Annotated in this window: 16 protein-coding genes; 3 read left to right on the top strand and 13 right to left on the bottom strand. The window is 63.5% G+C overall.

Going from position 1 to position 21,042, the window contains the following annotated elements:
• From DIE11_RS34635 to tssB, 13 genes are all read right to left on the bottom strand, one after another.
• A partial coding sequence (locus DIE11_RS34635) for a DUF6531 domain-containing protein (RefSeq protein WP_221622483.1) occupies positions 1-2,084 on the bottom strand: 2,084 nt, incomplete at its 3' end.
• Between the two features lie 95 nt (positions 2,085-2,179).
• Positions 2,180-2,617, bottom strand: coding sequence for a hypothetical protein (locus tag DIE11_RS34640; RefSeq protein ID WP_124629735.1), 438 nt, complete (start codon positions 2,615-2,617; stop codon positions 2,180-2,182).
• Positions 2,614-5,565, bottom strand: coding sequence for a type VI secretion system Vgr family protein (locus tag DIE11_RS34645; RefSeq protein ID WP_124629736.1), 2,952 nt, complete (start codon positions 5,563-5,565; stop codon positions 2,614-2,616). Before DIE11_RS34645 ends, DIE11_RS34640 begins: the two co-directional genes overlap by 4 nt.
• An 11-nt stretch (positions 5,566-5,576) precedes the next feature.
• Positions 5,577-5,813 (bottom strand): hypothetical protein, encoded by a 237-nt coding sequence (locus tag DIE11_RS34650; RefSeq protein WP_124629737.1) that lies wholly within the window; start codon positions 5,811-5,813, stop codon positions 5,577-5,579.
• 26 nt (positions 5,814-5,839) lie between these two features.
• A complete protein-coding gene (gene icmH / locus DIE11_RS34655; protein WP_059682931.1) occupies positions 5,840-6,676 on the bottom strand; it encodes a type IVB secretion system protein IcmH/DotU in 837 nt (278 codons plus the stop codon).
• A gap of 1 nt (position 6,677) precedes the next feature.
• A complete protein-coding gene (gene tssK / locus DIE11_RS34660) occupies positions 6,678-8,021 on the bottom strand; it encodes a type VI secretion system baseplate subunit TssK (protein WP_124629738.1) in 1,344 nt (447 codons plus the stop codon).
• On the bottom strand, positions 8,018-9,082 hold the full coding sequence (tssJ, locus tag DIE11_RS34665) for a type VI secretion system lipoprotein TssJ (RefSeq protein ID WP_124629739.1): 1,065 nt from the start codon (positions 9,080-9,082) through the stop codon (positions 8,018-8,020). Before tssJ ends, tssK begins: the two co-directional genes overlap by 4 nt.
• Positions 9,079-10,425 carry a type VI secretion system-associated FHA domain protein TagH gene (gene tagH / locus DIE11_RS34670; protein WP_124629740.1) on the bottom strand — a complete coding sequence of 449 codons (1,347 nt, stop codon included), beginning with the start codon at positions 10,423-10,425 and terminating at the stop codon, positions 9,079-9,081. Before tagH ends, tssJ begins: the two co-directional genes overlap by 4 nt.
• Positions 10,422-11,444 (bottom strand): type VI secretion system baseplate subunit TssG, encoded by a 1,023-nt coding sequence (tssG, locus tag DIE11_RS34675; RefSeq protein WP_124629741.1) that lies wholly within the window; start codon positions 11,442-11,444, stop codon positions 10,422-10,424. Before tssG ends, tagH begins: the two co-directional genes overlap by 4 nt.
• Positions 11,408-13,174, bottom strand: a complete 1,767-nt coding sequence (gene tssF / locus DIE11_RS34680; RefSeq protein ID WP_124629742.1) for a type VI secretion system baseplate subunit TssF — start codon at positions 13,172-13,174, stop codon at positions 11,408-11,410. The genes tssG and tssF overlap by 37 nt, the downstream gene beginning before the upstream one ends.
• Positions 13,175-13,208: 34 nt before the next feature.
• Positions 13,209-13,637, bottom strand: coding sequence for a type VI secretion system baseplate subunit TssE (gene tssE, locus DIE11_RS34685; protein WP_059604050.1), 429 nt, complete (start codon positions 13,635-13,637; stop codon positions 13,209-13,211).
• Positions 13,638-13,651: 14 nt separating this feature from the next.
• Entirely contained in the window at positions 13,652-15,127 is a 1,476-nt protein-coding gene (tssC, locus tag DIE11_RS34690; RefSeq protein WP_124629743.1) for a type VI secretion system contractile sheath large subunit, read from the bottom strand.
• Positions 15,128-15,185: 58 nt separating this feature from the next.
• A complete protein-coding gene (tssB, locus tag DIE11_RS34695; RefSeq protein WP_059604056.1) occupies positions 15,186-15,692 on the bottom strand; it encodes a type VI secretion system contractile sheath small subunit in 507 nt (168 codons plus the stop codon).
• 456 nt (positions 15,693-16,148) lie between these two features.
• Between tssB and tssH the strand changes: the two genes are divergently transcribed.
• Genes tssH through vasI form a run of 3 tightly spaced genes read left to right on the top strand, consistent with a single transcriptional unit; the run spans position 16,149 to position 21,039 of the window.
• Complete coding sequence (gene tssH, locus DIE11_RS34700; RefSeq protein WP_124629744.1) at positions 16,149-18,731, top strand: type VI secretion system ATPase TssH; 2,583 nt, start codon at positions 16,149-16,151, stop codon at positions 18,729-18,731.
• The gene (locus tag DIE11_RS34705) at positions 18,728-20,314 is read left to right on the top strand and encodes a sigma 54-interacting transcriptional regulator (protein ID WP_124629745.1); all 1,587 of its coding nucleotides are present in this window, start codon (positions 18,728-18,730) and stop codon (positions 20,312-20,314) included. The genes tssH and DIE11_RS34705 overlap by 4 nt, the downstream gene beginning before the upstream one ends.
• Positions 20,311-21,039 (top strand): type VI secretion system-associated protein VasI, encoded by a 729-nt coding sequence (gene vasI / locus DIE11_RS34710; protein ID WP_221622484.1) that lies wholly within the window; start codon positions 20,311-20,313, stop codon positions 21,037-21,039. Before DIE11_RS34705 ends, vasI begins: the two co-directional genes overlap by 4 nt.
• The last annotated feature ends 3 nt before the right edge of the window (positions 21,040-21,042 follow it).

Genomic DNA, 21,042 nt, shown 5'->3' on the forward strand with positions numbered 1-21,042 from the left:
AGCTGGTCTTTGCTATCCCACGCGTAATGCACGGTGGTGCCGTCCGCACGGATGTGCTCCAGCAGGTTGCCGTTCTCATCGTGCGCAAAGCGATTGACATGGCCTGCGCTGTCGATGTGTTGGACAACGTTCTTGGCACTGTCACGGAAGAACCATTCCGAGCGCTGGTCCGGGTGAACAATGCGGTAGGTGTAACCGAGGCTGTCGTAGTAGTGTCGGGTCTCCTGGCCGTGGGCATCGATCACGTAGGTAAGGCGAATGTTCTCGTCCCACTCCAGGCGGGTGTCGAAACTGCCGTCATCGGCCCACTCGCGCACCGCTTTAGCATCCGCGCCCTCTCCCTGCCACACCAGGTTCATGCCGCGGCCGGTGCGGTCCGTGTAGCGGGTGATCAGGTGATGCTGGTACTGGTAGGTCCATGCGGCAGCGTTCTCGTCCTGGGCCAGGATGAGGTCGCCCGCTTCGTCGTATCGGTACAGGCTCAGGCGACGCTGTGGTTCGTGCTCGCCCATCAGCCACAGACCGGTGATGCGGCCAGCCTCGTCCACCAGAGTGCCCAGGTGGGTGTGCGGCTGACTGGGGTCGTCCTGGTAGGTGATCAGGTCCGACAGCACCGCGCGACTACCAACACGGTGCTCGTAAGCCAGCAGCATGCCAGCGCCTCCGCGCAACTCGATCTGCACCAGCTGGAAGCTGTCAGCATCGCGGCGATAGGTCTCGCGGCGCTCATAGCCGCGACACAACACGAGCGTGCGATCATCAACACGCACCAGGGTAATGTCTTCGATGCGGTCCTCATGGTGTTGCCCTACCGTCGGCAACGGGTAATCGTGGCTGCGACCATCGGCGCCGTGATAGCGCAGGCGCTCCCCTGCCAAGTCGAAGCGCTTGGTGTACACAGTCGTCCAGCGCGCACCGAGTTCTCCACTGTCATAGGCGGCCTGGCTGGAGCGGTAGCTGCGAGTCCAGGCGATGGGGAACGGGCCAGGCAGGATGAAGTCGGTATGTGTGAGCGACTCGCTGCCCGTGGCAAAGCTGATATTGCTGCCGGTGCCAGTGCAGGTGCCGCTCTTGCAATCGCTCGGGTCCTGCTCCGCCTTGCATTCGGCACCTCGTGCCTCGAGGGGTTGCCCGGGTCGCGCCTGGTTGCTGATGCTGGTGGTATCGAGCTTGACATTGGCGCTCTGCCCCAGGCGAGGACCTCTTGCAGCGAGCGCGCGCTGCCATTGCGCAATGATCCAGCCGATGCTTTGCTCCAAGGTCGGATCGGCCAACCGCCGGATCTGCGCGGCGAGTTCCGGGGCAAAGCGGCGCAGCGCCGCGATGTGGGACTGCAGCACGCCGCGCGCATGCGCCGACAACGGGCCGCCAGCCTTGCCAAGGCGGGCCTTCGCCTCGCTCTTGTGAAAGAGGAGCGCCGCATCGTAGCCATTCGCGAACACACGGGTGGGATCGCGCCAAGCGTCGCCTGCGGTGGAAAACGACGCGGGCCCTGTCACGTCACTTCCCACCGGCACGCCAACGGCGAGCGCGTCGAGGCCGGCGGCAAGGTCCAGCACCAGCCCCTGCCCCAGGGTCGCGGCCTCCTCGATGAACCCGGGCAACGCGGCCTGGGTCCGTTGCACGAAGTCGTCCAGTTCGCCCTTGATGCTGGCATTGAGGTGGGTGGCCAGGGAGTTGAAAGCCGACTCGCCGAGGCCCCCGCTCTGCCGCAGTTCCTGGCGCACAAGGAACAACGCCGGCCGCAGGCTCATGCGAGCCGGCGCGGTGCCGGCCGCCGGAGTCAGGCCAATGAGGTTGATGCCCAGCGTTGCCCAGTCGAAGGTGGTGCGTGTCTGCGCTTGCACCAAGGTGACGAGGTCGCCGAGGCCATCGACCAAGGACAGGATATTGCCGAGCACTGGCACGTTCCCGGCGGCACTGCGCAGACGCTCCAACGTGACGGCGCCGCCGCTGATACTGACCAGCCAGTCATCGAAGGCCTTGATACTGAGCGCGACGTCTGCCGGCTGGATCTGATTCACCGGAACGACGGCAATCTGCCTTTCGCGGGCGGGGGATGCGGTGTTGCTGGTCGTATCCATCAACGTGTACTCACGGGGTTGAACGTGACGCGGCACCGCGGTAGCAGTGCCACGTGGCATAGGAAGACAGTGAGGTGGCGCGGCATGGGGCTCCCTCAAGATGGCCGTTGATTCGCACGGCCACCGAGGCGGCCGCTGCGATAGAGGGTCAACACCTTCACGCTTTCTGAGGCGATCAGGAGTGCGATGTTCAGCACCAGGCTGTGTGAACCGAACAGGTTCAGCAGCCAGGGAATGAATGACAGCGACGGCACGGCCAGCAGCAGACGAAACGGAATCTGGACATAAGCCATCGGCCGTGCTGCCCAGCTGTTGGTGAGAAACAGATAAGCCGTCACCGCGATGAAGCAGGTCAGCCCCAGTGACAAGCTAGTTGTCAGAGGGGCATGCCATGTGGGCTGCTCCAGGTTCTGGAGACGAAGGATGTCCGCAACGAACGGAATGTTGCCTTCCACTACGTTCAGCCAGAGGTAGCGCGCAAGGTAGAGCAGATCCATCGCGGCCCAGAACGTGAAAAGACTCGGCCGCTTCATGCGCGGATTCCCGGCGTGCGCATCATCGCCATCGGGTCGCGCGCCTTCGTCGTGGTTTTCACGTAGGCTGGGGTGGCACCGGCACCGGTCAGCCAGCGATCCGCTTCAGCAAGCGGAGGCACCCAGTCCTGGATCTTGCTGCCTGCGGCGCTCAACAACATGTTCCTGGCCCCTGCGAGCTGGCCCAGAACAGGCGCAATTTGACCCAGGCCAGGCGCGGACGTCAGCGTGCCTGCGAGTTTCCCGCCAGCAACCATAAGGCTGGCCACCGCCGTGCCCACGCTGCCCATGAGGCCAGTGGCAGAGATCGGCTCTGCGGCGCCCTTGGCTGCAATCACCCCTCCTGCCAAGGCAATCGACCGTTGCGAGCTTCCCGCAACCTCAGCCTCAGGCCAGGCTGCCGTACCGAAATAGTTGGCCACCGACATGGTGTTGGCGGGATCCGCGCCAAACCGCACGCGAGCGGGTCCAGGCACTGCACCTGCGACCACGTTGTGCCCGGCCTTGTCGAGAGATCCCTTGAAAACCTTGCCCGTGGCGTCCTCCACTTCGTAGGCCCCCTCGCTGATGCCGACACCATTGGCAAAACGGCTGATGTATCGATTGAACAGTTCCAGATTGCCCTCGCTGGGCTTGGGCGGCGCCGGGAAGCTGGCCGCGCGATTTTTCGGGCCCGTGTAGCTGAACTGGGCCGCGTGGCCGGTATAACGGCCGCTGGTCTGGTGGGTAATCCCACCCGCGTTGTAGACGCTTGCGCTGCCACCGCCGTTGATGACCAGCTCCGTCTTGGCGTTCAGCGTGATGCGGTCAGCGGTGTGAGTGATGTTGAGCTTGGCCAGCAGGTTGATGCTGTCTTTCAGCGCGCGGATATCGATGTCCCCCGCCGCGGCCACCAGGCGATAGCCCAGGCTCTGTACAAACAAGCGCATGCCACGGCTGGCGCTGGCGAGCAGCCGCTTGCCGCTGGTCAGGCTGATATGTTCCGTACTGCTGAGCGCAATGTGTTCGCCGCTGGCGATATGGGTCGAGCCAGGCGTGCTGGTCGCAATACCCACCGGGCTGGCGACGACGACGTACGGCTGCGCGAACTCGGGAAAGTTGTTGCTGGCCGGGTCGCCTGGACCACTGCCGAGGATGCCCTGGTGCTGCTTTTGCAGGGCGTTGGCGACCGCATCCTGGTCGCCCGTTTCCTGCGCCTGTACTTCGCGTGCCTGGGTGCCGAAGCCCTCCTGCTGCTCGCCAGCCACGTCCAGACGGGCGGCGGTCTCCTTGAGGTCCTTGTGGTGCTCGCTGGCGTGCGGGCGCGGCTCGGTGGTCAACAGCAGGCCTGAGCCGGCGCGCACGGCGCCGTGCTCGTCGGTGCGCAGCTCGAAGCCCTTGCCGCGCGCTTTGCCGCCGCCCGGACGCGGATGGACCAGGTAGCCCAGGTGGAGGGCGCTGGCCCCCTCGTCGCTGCGCAGTGTGGCGCTGATCTCGCCATTCGTGTCGTCGAATAGCAGTTCATTGTTGCGGCCGGCCTTGTGCTCCTTGCTTTTGATCGTGCTGAGGATGTTGTGCCGCGGCAGCTCGTACGGCGGCAACTGCAGGGCCATGTAGGTCCTGCCGATAATCAAAGGCTGGTCGCAATCGCCGTCGATATTGCCCACCAGCACTTCCTGGCCGATACGCGGGATGGCCATGTGTCCCCAGGTGGCACCGGCCCAGTTCTGCGAAACGCGGATCCAGCACGAGCTGTGCTCGTCGGACTTGCCCTGCCGGTCCCAGGTGAACTGGACCTTGACCCGGCCCCACTCGTCGCAGTGGATTTCCTCGCCCGGCGGGCCGACGACGATGGCGACCTGCGGGCCGTCGATGCGCGGTTTGGCTATCGGCTGAGGACGCCATTCCACATCATCGGGAATCAGCTCGGCGGTATAGCTGTAGTGAGTGCCCAGTTCCGCGTCTGCGCTTTCCTCGGCCTGGCTGGTGTGCTGCACGCCGCGATGCTTGATGCGCAGGGGCCGCCAGCCGCGGTTGAGGTCGGCGCGCGGATGACCGGTGAGGTCGAAGGCCAGGCCGGGCACCAGGCGCGCGTCGTCGCCTTCCACTTCTGCGGTACGGGCGTCGCCGCGCAGCCCGAGCAGGCGGGTCCGCGTGAAGGGCTGCCCCGCCGCGTCTTCCTTGTAGCGGCCGGGGAAATGGTAGACCTCGTAGTCCTTGCCCTGATGGTCGAGCTGCGCGCCGTCGTGTTGATGCTCCTGGTTATAGGCCGGGTGCTTGAACGTGTAGTCGCGCTGGGTTTGCCGCGCAGTGCGCACGCGCTCGCCGTAGCGGAAGCGGCGGAGCGCCGGCGTGGGCTGATCGCCTCCTGGCGTGGCGTTGTATTCGACCGGACCGCCGTCGATGGAGCCGAAGATGTAGAGATTGTCTCCATGCACCAGGTGGTGGCTGGCATCGGCAAAGGAAAAGGCGTAATAAAAGCCCTCTTCCGCAGCCAGCCTGGCAAGGAAATGCAAGTCGCTGTCACCTGCCTGTACGCAGTATTCACGCGGCAGATGCGTCTCGGTCACCAACTGTTCGTAGTCGGTGATCTCGTGTTCCTTGAGCACTGCAGACAGAATGTCCGGCACGCTCTGCCGTTGGAAGACGCGCCAGTCCGCGCACAGGCCGGTGCGCGCAAGTTTGGGCTCAACCACGGCACGGTAGCGAGTGCGGCGAAAGCCGGTTTCCCCTTGTTCGAAGTCACTGACCAGGCCGTGGACGTAGCGCACGGGCTGGTCGGCGCGCCAGATGGTGAGCTGCGCGAGCTGATCGAGGACGGCCGAGAAGTCGATCGACGGATCGGTGCTGGTCAGGTCGGCCGACAGCATGAACGGCTGGCTCAGTCCTTCCTCCAGCTCGAACGAAACCACATCGAACTCGAGGCCCCCCGCCTTGAAGGTGAAGCGCATATCGGATTGTCGAGGCATGGGTGTGCTCCTCAATCGGTAGAAAAGTCACCGGGATGGACCGACGCGAGCCGCGTTCGATCTCCCGGTAGAAAATCAGTCAGACAGTGGCGGACCTGCACGCGCAGCCAATGGCGCAGCCATTGCTCGCGCTCGGCGTAGCGCGCCATCCAGAACCCGTGGGCCGCCATGACGCCAGCCGCGAGGTGCGTTTCGATATCGACGTCATCCGTCTTGATACCGCCGTAACGGTTCCACGTCCTGACCATGGCGATCCTCCTTGGGGTGCCTGGAACTAGCGCTTGAGAGTGGCGTCCAGCGCGCGCAGCACCTGCCCGGTGCTGCTGTCCAACTGAACGCTGAAGTAGGCATACGCGCCGGACAGCAGCACCAGCGCGCAGGCCCAGGGCGTCCACCACGGCAGTTGCCCACCGAGCCGGTAGCGGCGTGTGGCGATATTCCGGCCGCCATCGGTGAGCTTTTCCGGGACGTCACCACGCAAACCGCGCAACACGTGGTGCAATCGGTCGATGATGTTGTTGAGTGACTCATCGCGGTTGTTACGCACACCGTACTTTCCGGTGAAGCCCAGACACAGGCAGAGGTACTTGAATTCCAGTACGTCGCGGTACTTGGCAGGCTCCACGAGCATGCGGGTGAGCACGGTGAAGAATTTCTCGCCGCCCCAGGTTTCGTTATGGAAGTGGCTGAGCAGTGAGCGCTTGGCCCATACCGAATCGGAGCCGCCCCAAGGGGTAGCCATGACGGCCTCGTCGATGAAGGCGCACAACGCATAACGGAAAGCCAGTTGAGTGGCACTGTCATAGCTGTGCTGGCGGATTTCCTCGTCCAGCGCGCTGATCTGGTCACGCACGGTTTGATAGAGCTTGCCGATGTCGTCGCAGCGTTCCAGCCGGCGCAGGCGAATCACCAGGCCCAGCAGCGGCTGCGCGCCGTCCACCAGTGGGTTCCAGCCATGGCCGCGCAACTGGAAACTCAGGTCCGGGTCGCCGTTGAGCTGTTCGATTCGCTGGTAGCCGACAGTCTTGCTGAGCTCGTCCGCGGCGGCATGGCCGGGAGCCGGGCGCGAACGCAGCGTGCGCGGGTCGTCGAGGGGAACGGTCGTGGTCATGTCATTGGCTCCGGATGGCCCAGAACTGCATTTCCAGTTCAGGGAAGTCGCCGGCGACGTGGAAGCCGAAGCCGGATGTCTGTTGCGTCATGACCTGCCACGCCGGATGCGTCCGATCGAGTTCGAAATAGATGAAACCGGCGTGATACGGCAGATAGCGAGGCGCCACGTGCAACTGCTTGAGCGGGATGCCGGGCAGTTGCAGACTGACCAGTTCGCCGAGGCGCTCCATGGAGGTGACCTTGGCTTGCTGGACGAACAACTGACGCAGGTCGTCCGCGGACATCCGCGCACGCACGGCGAGCACGAATTCCGCACCTTCGATCAGCGTGCGATCGCGCACCTCCGCAGTCAGCGAACCGTAGCGCTGCTCGATAATCGGCAGCGACACCGCGCGCGGCTGGAGCACGGTGCTGAGAGTCCGTCGCAGGGTATCCATGAGGATGCGGAAAGACGCGCGCGGATCGTCGTGCTGATAGGTCGGGTACTCCTGTGGCAGACGGCCCTCGTCGGTGAAGGTGACCAGTTCACCGCAGGCCTGGATGAAGGCCACGTAGAGATCCTCGGGATGGACATGCCGCTTGCGCGACAGGTAGCTGAACCAGGGCTGCAGGCGGTTGATGACTTGCAGCAGGTTGAAGTCCGTGATGTCGGCCACGCCCGACTGCCCTGCGGAGCCGATGCGTTCCGCGATGTTCTTGGCGCGCTCGCGCATCAGACCGGCCACCTCGCCGACGAAGCGATGCAACGGCGCGATGGCGTTCACGGACAGGCTGGTGGGATAGAACCCGCTGTCGTCCAGCACCAGGCTACCGTCGGGGCGGCGGTCGAGAATGCGGCACATGGCGATGCCGGTGAAGGCGCTTCGGTCCTGCTGCTCCAGTGCGAACTGAAGGTTGGGGACAACGAGGTCCACCGGCTGGTGGTCGCCTTCGAGGCTGTGCGTGTCGCGCACCGCCTCCGTTCGGGCCACGTAGCGCGTGTTGGCATACGTATCGGGCCAGCGGACTTCGAGGCCGCTGTCCTGCTTGAGCGGCAACGTAAGGTAGACCGTCTGATTGGCCACGCTGGCGTCGGTGATCGCCAGGGGCTCTGGCGCCGGCTGCTCGCCGGGAATGTCGATGACGGTACCGTCGGGCATCACGCCACGCGCCCGCACGATGGCCACCTTGCCGAAGGCGAGGTACTCATGGTTGAGTTCCAGCTCGCTGAAGCCGTATAGATGGTCGCTGACGCTGTTCAGGCGTTGGTTGGCGTGGTACTCGGCGGCTCGCGCCTGCTGCTGGAAGTGCTGGGGTTGGACGAATAGTCCTTCTCCCCAGAGAACGGCGTTGCGTGAGGTCATGGCGTTACCTGGATTCGGGATGGGTTGGAAGCGGCCTGCAGGGCCGGAGGCGCAGGCAACGGCTCCGCCGGCAGCGGCGGGACAGCCGCCGCTGCCGGCAACTTCGAAGGCCGCCGCCTGACGGTTTTCTCGATGGGTGCGGCAGGCACGGGGCAGGCAGCCGGTACGGGGGTGGCGGGTAGCGCGGGTCGCCCCTCGCGCGTCAGGCTCACACGCGTTTCGCTCAACTTGACCAGCAAGGAATATTTGTGGCCCTTGGGCTCGATCGGCATGACCTGCTTCCAGGCCACCGCGTTCCCATCGTGGAAGTCCGCAATTGCGGCGATGAAGCGCGTGCCGTCGCGGACCTCGCCGAAGGGCACGAATTTGAACTGTCCAGGCAACAACAGGTAGTCGTCGGCGGCCAGGTAGGTGCTGCCCAGGGTCTTCTTCAGGTCTTTGCGCAGTTGATCAGGGTCTGCATTGAGCAGCACGGAGTCGTCCCTGAGTTGCACGACCTTGAAGGCGATGGGGGTTCCGGGGGGCTTGGCCAACCTCGACCGGGCGGTCGACGGCGCAAAGCTGTGACGGCGACCATTGGCGTCGTACTGCCCCAGTTCGAGGCCCTGCGGACCGACGATCCCCGTATTCGGTAACGGAGGCACGATCACCTGCTCGCTCGACTGCCCGGCTCGCGGATGCGCGGACGGCGCGCCGACACCGGCCGCGGGCCTCGCGACAAAGGCGGAAGCATCGGCGCCGGTGCGCAGCTGCTCGAGCAACAGTTGCAGGTTTTCGAGGAGCTCGGGCTTGTTGGCGCTGACGAAACGCACCGCGTAGGGGCCGTCCTCTGCATCCTGCTCATCGGTCGCATCGAACCCGGGCACCTGATGCTGCCCATTGGGATTGACGTCGTGGTCGGCGTACAGGCTGAGGCCGATCTGGGTCGGCTGGTCATCATCGACGCCCACCTGGATGGATGGGTCCATCAGCACCTGCCCCGTCTTCTTGAAAACATTGCCGACGGTGCTGCATCCCGTGAGCATCAGCAGTGGCATCAGCGCGCAGACGAGCCGCTTCATCGCGGCTCCTGGCGCAGCGCTCGGTCGTAGGCCTGTTCAAAGACTTCCCAGAACAGTTTCTCGAAACCTTGCTGGCGAGAGGATGCCAGCTCGTTGTAGTAGTGGGTGTACATCTGCCAGCTCCAGTCCGCTCCCTCGGATGGCTGGACCTGGGCCGGCCGATAGCGCTGGAAACGCTGCTGCAGTTGCTCCGGCGAGAAGGCACGCAACAGGGCCTGGAGGCTGGCCTCAATGGCCTCGATCAGCGCGGCCTGGTGCCGCTGAACCTGGGCGAGGCTTTCCTCCACGGCGGCGGACGGCGACAGGTGCACGACGCTGCGCTCACTGGAGAACAATGCGCGTACGGTCTCCGGGTAGCCCAGCCCCAGGCGCAAGGGGTTGTCCTCGATGGGCTGGAGCGTGCGGGCAAGCGGTGCCAGATTGCGCCGTTTGCCGTCCTGGGCATGCTGCAAGGCAGTGATACCGTGAATGACCGCGCTCAACGTCCTGCCGATCTCCTGCAACAGTGCATGCCCCATCTGAGGATCGACCACGCCGACCGAGGCCCCAAGCCCTTCCACCAAGGGTTGGATCAGGGCATTGGCGTCGCCGGTCGAGACGGCTCGCGAGTAGGACTGCGGCATCGTGGATTCTCCAGATAAGGTCTTGGGTGAGCCGGACACGGCTTCGAATCGGGTACGGGCGTGGTTGGCCTGGGTCTGGCTGGCACTGAGTCCGTAGTTCGTAGGGTCCAGCGGGGCGACGCCGAATCCCGGCTCGCGCCGCAGTTGCTCGGCATCCAGGGCGGCCAGCGGGTCGCGTTCGTCCGCGGGACGGTGCTCCCTCGCGAGGTCATCGAAGGCGCTGAAATCGGGCTTGCGCACCCCCGCGTCCAGCAGCCTGTCGGCGTCGGCCACCGGGTGAAGGCCAGCGCTTGGCTCGTTGAGCAACTCACCCACCGAACGCTGCTGCAGCGGCTGGCTGTTGAGCAGATGCGGCTCGGACGTCTGAAGATGGACGGTGACCTGGTAGGCGCCGATATGCAGCATGTCGCCGTCGCGCAGACGTGCGGCCGAGCCGCGCCGCAACGGTGTCTCGGCGTCGTTGACGCGGGTGGCGCCACTCTGGTCGCGCACGCAGTAACTGTTGTCGATCCAGGCGATCTCGCAGTGAATCGCCTGCACCTGGCCTTGACCGTCATCGAGCAGCCAGTCGGCGCCGCGGCTGCCGATGGTGCCGCCCGCGTGACCGAAGCGATGCCGTGCAGTGCTGCCGGCGCGCAGGGCATGGGTATTGGCAACGATGAGTTCGAGGCGCTGCGTGTCTGCCGACGTCTGGCTTGTTGTAGGAGTAGGCGTGTTCATAGTCGCACCTTGATACGCACGGGGGTTCGAGTGGCGTCATCACCGTTGACGAAAGTGGTCCAGCCAAGCTGCGAGCCGCGCTCCCTGCTCAGATTGAAGGACTCGACTTCCGCCGGGCGAAGTCGCAGTTCCAGGTCGAAGGCCATCGGGTCACGCAGCAGGAATTCCATGAGCTTGCGCAGGCGTGCGAAGTCCTCCCCGCTGGGCAGGAAGTGGCGGAAGCGCTCCTGGTCGAGATCGGAGATGACGACGGTGAATTTGTTGTGGCAGGCGCGCACCCGCTTGCCGATCACGAAGCTGCCGCCGACCTCGCCATTGCGCTTGCCCAGCGACAAACGCTGACCTGACGGGATGTCGACGTAACGAATCTCGAACTCGCGCACCTGCACGGATTTCAGCGCGAAGCAATCGGCCACGATGCCCGCGACCATCGACGCGGAGCGGCTGCGGTTGATGATGGAGCCGGCGAAACTGAGCAGACGGCTCCAGGGCAACGGTGTCGCGCCGCGCAAGTCGTCGTTGCCCAGGCCGACGAGGGCAAATACATAGCGGGAGAAGCCATCGCTGGCTTCGCTGCGGAAGCGGATGTGATAGCGGTACTTGCGCCATGCCCGGTGCAGCAGCGTGAGCAGACGGTGGTGAAAGAAGTCGAGAAAGGCCGGACGAATGCCGATACCCTGCCCATGCTCATAGGCCAGACGGTCCAGGTAGTAGCCCGGCAGCGGCGAGTCAGAGCCGTGCAGCCCGAAGAAGTTGGCCTGTATCTGGTAGTCGCTGGCCGAGCCGTCGGGCATACGCGCGGCGAAGCTGATGTCCGACGCCGGAAATGCCAGTCCCGCCGAACTGCTCAGGCGGATGCGCCAATGGGCATCCCCGAGCGGATCGCTCGCTTCCAGGTCGTCACCGTGCAGCGCATGCAACTGCTCCAGCAAGCGGAAGAAGTCGTAGGCCTTCGCGCTGGCGAGCACGGCATCGGCGACGGCTAGATCAGGGGTTGCTTGCCGATCTGCAATGGCCATTGGTAGTGCTCGTTGTTGCTGGTGTTGATGACTTCCAGCACATGGAAGGAGTTGATGCTGGCGTAGAGCGCCAGGAAGTGGCTCAGCACGCTGCCGAACAGATAGAGGTCCCCCTCGCACAGGAAGGCGTCTTGATCCAGGTGCAGCACCGTCTTCAAGCCACGGATGGGCAGACCCTTCATGAGCCAGTCCATCGGCTTGGTCTCGGCCTCGCCGATGCCCGCCAGGCGCTTGCTGCTGGCCCGCGCATGCTGGATGTCATGCAGCGCGGCGAAGTCGTAGGCTCGCAGGACTGCCTTGAGTGGTTCGGCCGAGAGCAGTGACAGATAATTCAGCGACAGGTTGGAGATCAGGCTCCACTGAAGATCGCCGTCCAGCACCGGGCGATAGGACGGCGTCGGACGCGTGATGTTGCGACAACGACTGTAGGATGGCGCCCTTTCCGATCCTTCGCAGATATCGCCCACGTCCAGTGCAAGCGGAAGGTCGCGATTGGTGCAGGTAATCGACAGCGAAACCGTTTCGGTCTGGTCCACATACTCGCTTTCGTCGGCGCGCACGAAGGAAACGGCGTGGTCGAGACCACTGCCGTCAAGCGCGTTGCCTATGTGGGTTCGGTAGTAGATCGCGGTACGACCTTCGGCATGCTCGACTTCGTGCGCCATCGACTCGAATGGCCGGAAGGTACGCAGCCGATCGCCACGCCGCCCATCAGCGTCGCGGCGCAGGCCCCGGACTTCGTCGATACTGAAAATCTCGTAGGCTAGCGGCCGCTGCCCCGCTGGATAAACCGGCTGTTGAGCGACCTTGCCGTCTATCCTGATCGGCTCGGCGTCATGGGCGAACAGGTTGACCGCGGGGGTGCAATACAGGGCAAGGTCGCCATCGCGCAGGCGAATGCCCGGTGGCATCGGCCGACTGAAGTGGAACTCGATCCGGATGGTCTCCTGGCTGGTGGACGGCCAGAACGGCGCCAAGCCGCTCAACCGGAAACAATGAAAGCGCTGGGGAAAAACGAAGTACTCCTGCAATATCCGGTAGCCGTCGAAGGCATTTTTCGGATACGGCAGCAGGGCTTCATCCTGGGCGAACCCAGGAAACTCGACCTGTCGGTTGGGCAGGGAGAATGCCTTGCCGTCAAGGTCTACCCTGACCTTGTCGAGGTACTGGGCCAACCAGAGATAGAGGGTCTGCGCCGTGGTGTCATCGCCGCTGAGCTGGAAATCCAGTTGATCGCAGTCCATGAGGCTGGGCGGGTTATCGGTCAGGAACGACAACTCGACCGTCAGGATCGACTTTTCTCGCGAGTGGGCATCGCTCACCCGGGTCATCTTGAGCGGCAACAGGTGAACATCCGCACAGGTGCGAAAGCGGCACTGGACGCCATCCACCGCGCGGGACAACACAACGGTTCCCTTGGGCACGGTTTGCCGCTGCGTGATCGCGGTTTCGACCGGCTCGAAGCAGACGATGGTCGAGCTCGGCAGCGGCCGAAGGTAGTTCGGCCACAGCAGTTGCAGCATCGAGTGAGTCAGCTCAGGCAGATCGTCTTCGATTTTTAGCCGCAGCTTGGCGGTCAGGAAGCTGAATCCTTCGAGCAGGCGCTCGACATCGGGGTCGGCGCCTTCCCCTCCAAGGAAGCGGGACAGTTGCGGATTGTCACGGGAAAACTCGCGGCCGAAGCGACGTAAGTAGTCGAGCTCTTCTCGGAACTTGCGGCGTAATGTCATGGCAACGACTTTCCATTGCGGATCGCGCGGCGGGTCAGGTGAACCGCGCGATCCTGTTGTGATGCTGAAGTACCAGGTCGAGCTCGATGCTTTCGTGTGCGTTGCGAACCGGCACCAGGCAGTGCAGCCGGAAGTGCAAATCCATCGGGCGCATGGCATCCGTGAGTGGCTGAACGCGGGTCACCTTGACCCGTGGCTCGAACTCGCTGACCACGGCATGGATGTGCTCGCCCAAACGGTGCCGCAGATCGGCGCTGCCGACCGCGACATCGTTGAAATCGGGCAGCCCCAATTCAGGACTGCTTGACGAACAACCTTGCCGGGCATTGAGTACCCACTCGAGATGCCGCTTGATAGCCTGGATGCGTTCGGCGGCCAGATCCTGGCTCGTCCGCAGACGTCGCGGCGCGAGATCGGGATCGAGCCGCTCGAACAAACTTCCCTGTCCGAGCGTTCTCGGCATGGCCTAGGCTCTCGTTATTCCTTGTCGAGCCTGCCGACAAGGGACAGTTCGAAGCTGGCACCCATGTACTTGAAGTGCGGACGCACCGCGAGCGACACCTGATACCAGCCCGGATCGCCGGCCACATCCTGCACGATCACGCGGGCCGCCCGCAGCGGGCGGCGGCTGCGCACGTCAGCCGAGGGGCTTTCCTGGTCAGCGATGTATTGCTTGAGCCAGTTGTTCAGCTCGCGTTCAAGGTCCTGGCGCTCCTTCCAGCTACCGATTTGCTCGCGCTGCAGCACCTTCAGATAGTGCGCCAGCCGGTTGACGATAAACATGTACGGCAGTTGCGTGCCGAGCTTGTAGTTCGTCTGCGCGGCCTGGCCCTCCTCGGTCTTCGGGAAAAGCTTGGGCTTTTGCACCGAGTTAGCGGAGAAGAATGCAGCGTTATCGCTGTCCTTGCGCATGGTCAGAGGGATAAAACCGGCTTCGGCGAGTTCGAATTCGCGGCGGTCCGACACCAGGACTTCAGTGGGAATCTTGGCCTGCCACTGGCCGAGGGATTCATACAGATGGACTGGCAGATCATCCACCGCCCCGCCGGACAGCGGGCCGATGATGTTCGGACACCAGCGGTATTTGGCAAAGCTGTCGGTGATGCGGTTGGCGAGCAGGAACGACGTGTTGCCCCACAGGTAATTGGCGTGGCTACCGTCGACGCCTTCGCGGTAGACAAAGGTACGCGTCGGGTTGTCCAACGGGTCGTACGGCTGGCGCAGCAGGAAGCGCGGCATGGTCAGGCCCAGGTAGCGCGCATCCTCGGATTCGCGCAGGCTACGCCATTTGGCGAAACGAGGGCCTTCGAAGATGTCGCTGATTTCCTTCAGGTTGGGCAGCTCCTGGAAGTTCTCCACATTCAGGAACTCGGGACCGGCAGCACCCAGGAACGGCGCGTGGGCCATGGCGCCGACCGCTGCCACGTAGCTAAGCAGCTTGATGTCCGGCGCCGACGGGCCAAAGGTGTAACTGCTGACCATGCAGCCCACCGGCTCACCGCCGAACTGGCCATAACCCGCCGTGTAGGCATGCTTGTAGAGGCCGCTACGGGTGATATCGCCGGCTCCCTCGAAGTCATCCAGCAACTCGGCCTTGCCGACATGCATGAAGCCGATCCTGATGTTCTCGCGTGTATCGGTGTTGTCGACCAGAAGCTTGAGTTGGCGCCAGTGGGACTCCAGGTTCTGGAACGACGGATCGTGGAGAATCTCGTCCATCTGGACGGTGAGTTGCTCGTCGATCCGGGCAATCATGCCGTCCACCAGCAGCTTGCTGATGGGCTGATCGCGATCATCCGTCTTGAGCATTTCGGCAATAAACGCAGCAACGCCGCGTTCGGCGACGGCATAGCCCTCGTGATTGGGCTCGATGCGCGTCTGCGCCATGATCTGTTCGAGCAGCCCCTGGGATTGGGCCGCTTCAGCCTGGGCAACAGCGCGTTCGGTTTTCATGTTCGTTTCCTTGAAGCCGCGGAGATATGGGAAGGTGTGATGTGCCGCAGGAGGCACATCAGTCGGACGAGCCCTTGAGCGCCTGGCTCAGCTCTTGCGCGAGCTTGTTCCGCGCCGCCTCATCCCCGAGCAGGGCCTGCAACTGCTTGCGGAACGCGGGCACGTTACCCATGGGCCCCTTGAGGGCTACCAGCGCCTCGCGCAGTTCCAGGAGCTTGCGCAACTCGGGCACCTGCTGGGCGACTGAATCAGGATTGAAATCCCTGATGTGCTTGAACTGAAGGTCGACGGTCAGCGTGTCGTCAGCGTTGGCATTTCCGAGGCGCAAGGGAACGGCAGTTTTCAACGCCACGCCCGCCTCGCTGAGCACATCGTTGAAGTTGTCCTTGTCCACACGCACCACCGGCCTGTCTTCAATAGCAGTCTCTTCTTCGCGCCCCTTGAAATCACCAATCACCAGCATATTCAAAGGCAGTTCGATCTCCGCCTGCTGATTACCTGTTGCCGGAACATATTTGATATTGATTCGTTCCTTCGGGGCTACCGATGCCGTGCTCTTCGCCATAAATACTCCTTATCCTTTTCTCTTGAGGATGCTGGAAATTCGCTCTCAGCCGTAAACCGCAGCATGACCAACCTGGTTCGAGATCTGCTTGGGGAATCGCCCCAAGATATTCCATGCCTCTCAGAAAACATGGCTCCCAGAAGCGCTTACCAGACATATTCAGACATACGCGGCCCGCCTGAATAATTAAGCCTGCCCCATTGCACCGTCAATAAGATTTGTCCGAAATTTCCATCAGATCAATCAAGAAATTAACCCCAAATAACGAGACAGAAAAAATGTGACATTTATTAATAATTCCCCGCACACAAGAAAATAAATTTCTCATTTACTAATTGGCAATATTGTGTTTCCTTAATGGGCCAACCATTCCCCGCACCGCTGATATATCTGCGTGCAACTTCGGTCCTGACGTTGCACGCCTCGTTTCCAACCATCCTTGATGGGCTGTGCTTCATGATCCGAATTGAACTCTCGGCAGTCTTCGACCGCTTGAATCCCCCCTCTCGACAAGCCCTGGAAGAGGCCGCGAGCCTCTGTATCAGCCAGCAAGGCGCCGAAGTCACAGTGCCGCATGTGCTGCTCAAGCTGGTGGACCTGCCGTTGGGGGATGTCCGGTTGCTTTTGCGCGAGGCCGGGCTGGATCTGGGCGCCGTGCGTCAGGCGCTATCAGCCAACTTCCCGAACCAGGCATCCACGGGAGGGCAATACCCCGCGTTCTCGCCGTTGCTGGTCGAACTGTTGCAGGAGGCATGGCTGTTGGGTTCGCTGGAATGGAACCAGGACGCAATCCGTAGCGGCAGCCTCTTCCTGGCCGCATTGCTCAACCCGGGTCGCTATCTGCCGCTGTCCGCCGTGCGTCTGTTCGACTGCGTCAACCGGGAAGCCTGGCGCAAGGAATTCCTGTCGTTGGTCGCGAATTCGGCGGAAACACCCCAGGCGTCGGAACGTGTCCAGTCACCCATCGTCGCGGCGACCGATTCGGCGCTGGCCAGGTACGGCCATGATTTCACCGCCCAGGCGCGTGAGGGACGCCTGGACCCGGTGCTGTGCCGCGATGGAGAAATCGATCTGATGATCGACATCCTGTCGCGCCGCCGCAAGAACAACCCCATCGTCGTGGGCGATGCCGGCGTTGGCAAAAGCGCGGTCATCGAAGGCCTGGCACTGCGCATCGTCCAGGGGCACGTGCCTGAGCCGCTGCGCTCCGTCACGCTGTGGGGATTGGACCTGGGCGCACTACAGGCCGGCGCGTCGGTCAAGGGCGAGTTCGAGAAACGGCTGAAAGCGGTTATCGACGAAGTGAAGACCTCCGCCACGCCGATCATCCTGTTCATCGACGAAGCACACACGCTGATCGGTGCGGGCAATGCGGCTGGCGGCAGCGACGGCGCCAACCTGCTCAAGCCGGCGCTGGCCCGGGGAGAACTCCGCACGATCGCGGCCACCACCTGGTCGGAATACAAGAAATTCTTCGAGAAGGATGCGGCACTTAGCCGACGCTTCCAGCTGGTCAAGCTCGACGAGCCGAGCCCCGAGACGGCCGTCCACATCCTGCGGGGGCTACGGAACACCTACGAGCGCGCTCACGGGGTCTACATCTCCGACGACGCGTTACAGGCCGCTGCCGGGCTTTCGGCGCGCTACTTGTCGGGACGGCAGTTGCCCGACAAGGCCGTCGACGTGCTTGACACGGCGTGCGCGCGGGTAGCAACCGCACTTGCCGAGTCGCCCAGGCAATTGCGGGTGCTGGAACATGAGCTCTTGCAGATCGACACGGAGTCGACGCTGCTGCAACGGGATCAGCGTGCCGGCCTGCACACTGACGCGCAACGGCTCGAGGTACTGGACAACGCGCGCCGTGAGGTTCAGCGCAAGATGGATGCGTTGCAAACCGCATGGTCATGCCAGAAGCCGTTGGTGGACGAAATCCGGACGCTGCGGTCGTCTCTGGCGGCCGACGACGCCCCGGACGATGATGAGCGCTCCGAACAACTATCCGCCAAGGTGATTGAGCTGGCGGCGCTGCAACGCGCGGGCGCGCTGCTTCACGCGGAGGTAGGCCGTGAGCAGGTCGCGCAGGTCATCGCTGACTGGACCGGCATTCCGGCGACAACCATCAGCAGCGATCAGATGACGCGCCTCCGAGGCTTGCCGGAGACGCTACGGGAACGGGTCAAAGGGCAGGACGCCGCAATCGAGCACATTCACCGGCATCTGCTGACCGCGATGGCAGACCTCCGGCGGCCTGGCACGCCGCTCGGCGCCTTCTTGCTGGTAGGCCCCAGCGGCGTAGGCAAGACGGAAACCGCACTGGCCCTGGCCGATGCGCTGTTCGGCGGCAAGCAGTTCCTGACGACGATCAACATGTCCGAGTTTCAGGAGAAGCACACCGTGTCACGCCTGCTCGGCGCGCCGCCGGGATACGTCGGCTATGGCGAGGGTGGCGTGCTGACCGAAGCGATCCGCAAACAGCCGTATTCCGTGGTCCTGCTCGATGAGGTCGAAAAGGCTCACCCGGACGTGCTGAACATCTTCTATCAGGCCTTCGACAAAGGTGAGCTGGCCGACGGCGAGGGGCGATTGATCGACTGCAAGAATGTGCTGTTCTTCCTGACCTCGAACCTGGGATTCGATCAACCGGAAGACGAACTGACCGACCAGGACGAGGCCGCTCTTCGGGAGCGCCTCTCGCAATTCTTCAAGCCGGCGCTGCTGGCGAGAATGCAGGTCGTGCCCTATCGCTATCTGGACGATCGCGTGCTCGGGGACATCGTGGAAAGCCGCTTGCAACGGCTGATGACGCAGTTCGTCCAGCGCTATAACGCCACCTTGTCGGTGTCCGCGAGCGCCAGCGAGGAACTGCGCAAGCGCTGCACCCGCCACCAGAACGGTGCACGCATGCTGGATGCGAGCATCGACGGCGAGTTGTTGCCGCCACTGTCCTTGTCCGTCCTGCAGCGCCTCGCCGAGGGCGCAGCCTTCCGGCGTGCCCAGCTGTCGTGGAGCGGCAGCGCCTTCGAGGCCGTCGTGGAATGACGCCACCGCGGCAACTGAATCCGCTCGAGGTCGCGGGCATCGCGCGCGACATGACTTGGGCGGCACACCCCGACGAGCTGGCAACAGTGATCCTGCAAGCGGCTGTGGATAGCGGCTTGTTGCGCCTGGGGATGTGCTATCGCCTGGATCAGACGAGTGACTGCTTGCGGCCACTGACCTGCGTGCCGGAAAACGCGTCTGCTCTGCCGGAGCTGGATATGGACGAGTTAGACAACCCCCTGGTCTATAGCCTGGTAAGTGGCCACCCCTGCGAGGTCGAGCGCATCACCGATATGGTCGGCGTGGGCAGCGCTTTCGAGCGGTTGCGCGAGCACTTCATGCCTGGAGACGGCGCCTGGATCCTGCCGTTGCGCGACACCAATCAGCATGCCTTCGCGGTCTTGGCGCTGCTCGGCGCTCCCTTGACACTGCACGCATTGCGCCAGTCAGCGCTTTGGCAGGCACTGCTGCAAATCCATGAGCGCCTGTTCTCCGGACTTCAGCAGAACCAGGGGGATGCGGCGCGGGCCCGCTCAGCCGACGCAGTGCGTGCGCAGGCGCATACCCGCACACGCGAGCGAGCAGCCAGGCTATTGGCGGCGGAGTTCGTCGGCGTGAGCCCGGCGGTCCGCGAACTGCGCAGCGACATGCTGGGAATGACGGATTCGAACCTGGCCATCCTGGTCACCGGCGAAACTGGCGCAGGCAAAGATCATGCGGCCTGGCTCATTCACCAGGCAGGAAGCCGCCAAGGCAAGTTCGTGCCGGTGAACTGCGCGGCCATCCCCAAGGATCTGATCGAGGCGGAGCTGTTCGGCAGCGAGCGAGGCGCCTTCACCGGCGCCAGCCAGGCGCGCGCAGGGCTCGTGGCGGAGGCCGACGGCGGCACACTGTTCCTCGATGAGATTGGCGACATGCCCCTGGAACTGCAGGGCCGGCTGCTGCGCGTGCTGAACGAGAAGAGGTACCGCCCTGTGGGCGCGACACAGGAGCGCTATTCCGATTTCCGCTTGATATGCGCGACCCACCAGCCATTGCTTCAACGCATCGCCGAAGGAAGCTTTCGGGAGGACCTGTACTTTCGCATCCGCCAGCAATGCCTGCACGTACCTGCGCTGCGCGAGCGCCCGGAGGATATTCCCGTTCTCGCCGAGCACGTGCTGCTGCAATACAACCGCGAGCGACAGAGGCACATCCCCGGCATCAGCCCCGAGGCGTTGCGCATGCTGCAGATGCACCCGCTGCCAGGCAATGTCCGAGAACTGCGCAACCTCGTACTGGTGGCAGCCGAGCGCACCGAACGCGGCAAGGCCATCGCGCCACAGGCATTGCGCGAGCTGCGCCCCCCTGCCCCACGAACTCCCCCGCTCCCCGCCACATCGACGATGCCGCTGCACGATCTCTGGGAAACCAACGACCTGCCCGGCGCGCTGGCGGCTTTCGAATGCCACCTGATAAGCGAACGCCTGCGACAAGCAAACGGTTCGCGCGCGCTCGCCGCACAGAGTTTGGGCATTCCCAAACGAACGCTGGCGCGTAGATGCCAGCGCTGGAACATTTTTCAGGAGGACTCTGCACCATGAGATCACTGAGCATCGCACTGGTTTGTGCAGCGCTCGTGGCCGGATGTGACGCCGGCAAACAGGGGACCGCCGCCGGTCCGTCCGCAGCGACCCCAGCAGCCATGAAAACCTGTACCTCCATTGTGTCCGCGATAGAGCGGCTGGCCTGCTTCGATGCGCTTGCGGGAACGCCGCCAGCACCGGTCGCAGCGACTCCGGCCACACAACAGAACGAGGCTCCAGCAGCGGCCGACAGCCAGAAACCGGCGAAACCGCCAACGATCGTCGAACTGGTCCGCCTCAACGAGGCGAAACGTGCCGCGGGCGAGACGGGATTCCGGCTGTCGCGCACAGAGGAGGCTGTACCGGGACGGTGGGGCGTGGTGATGTCCAACCCGGCGTTGGGCGGCGCTACCGCGCCGCCGATCCTGGCGATCAGTTGCCTGTCGAACATCTCGCGTCTGCAGTTGCTGGAGAGCCAGCCGATCACGCCCAACCGGATGAACATCCGACTGCTGTTGGACGGGCAACCCATCTCGGCCTCGGTGCCGTGGCAGGTACTGGAAGACGGCACGGTCGTGGACGCGGGGCGTGGCCTGGTCGCCATCGAACAACTGAGATACCTGGTCAAGGCCGGCGGCCGCTTGCAGGTCGAGAGCGACTATGCGCCGTTCTCCGGGCTGCTGTTCGATGCAACCAACCTGCATAGCTTGATGAAACAACAGCGTGAGGCCTGTCACTGGTGATCA

This window comes from Burkholderia sp. Bp9012 (assembly GCF_003853825.1).
Taxonomy (GTDB): domain Bacteria; phylum Pseudomonadota; class Gammaproteobacteria; order Burkholderiales; family Burkholderiaceae; genus Burkholderia; species Burkholderia diffusa.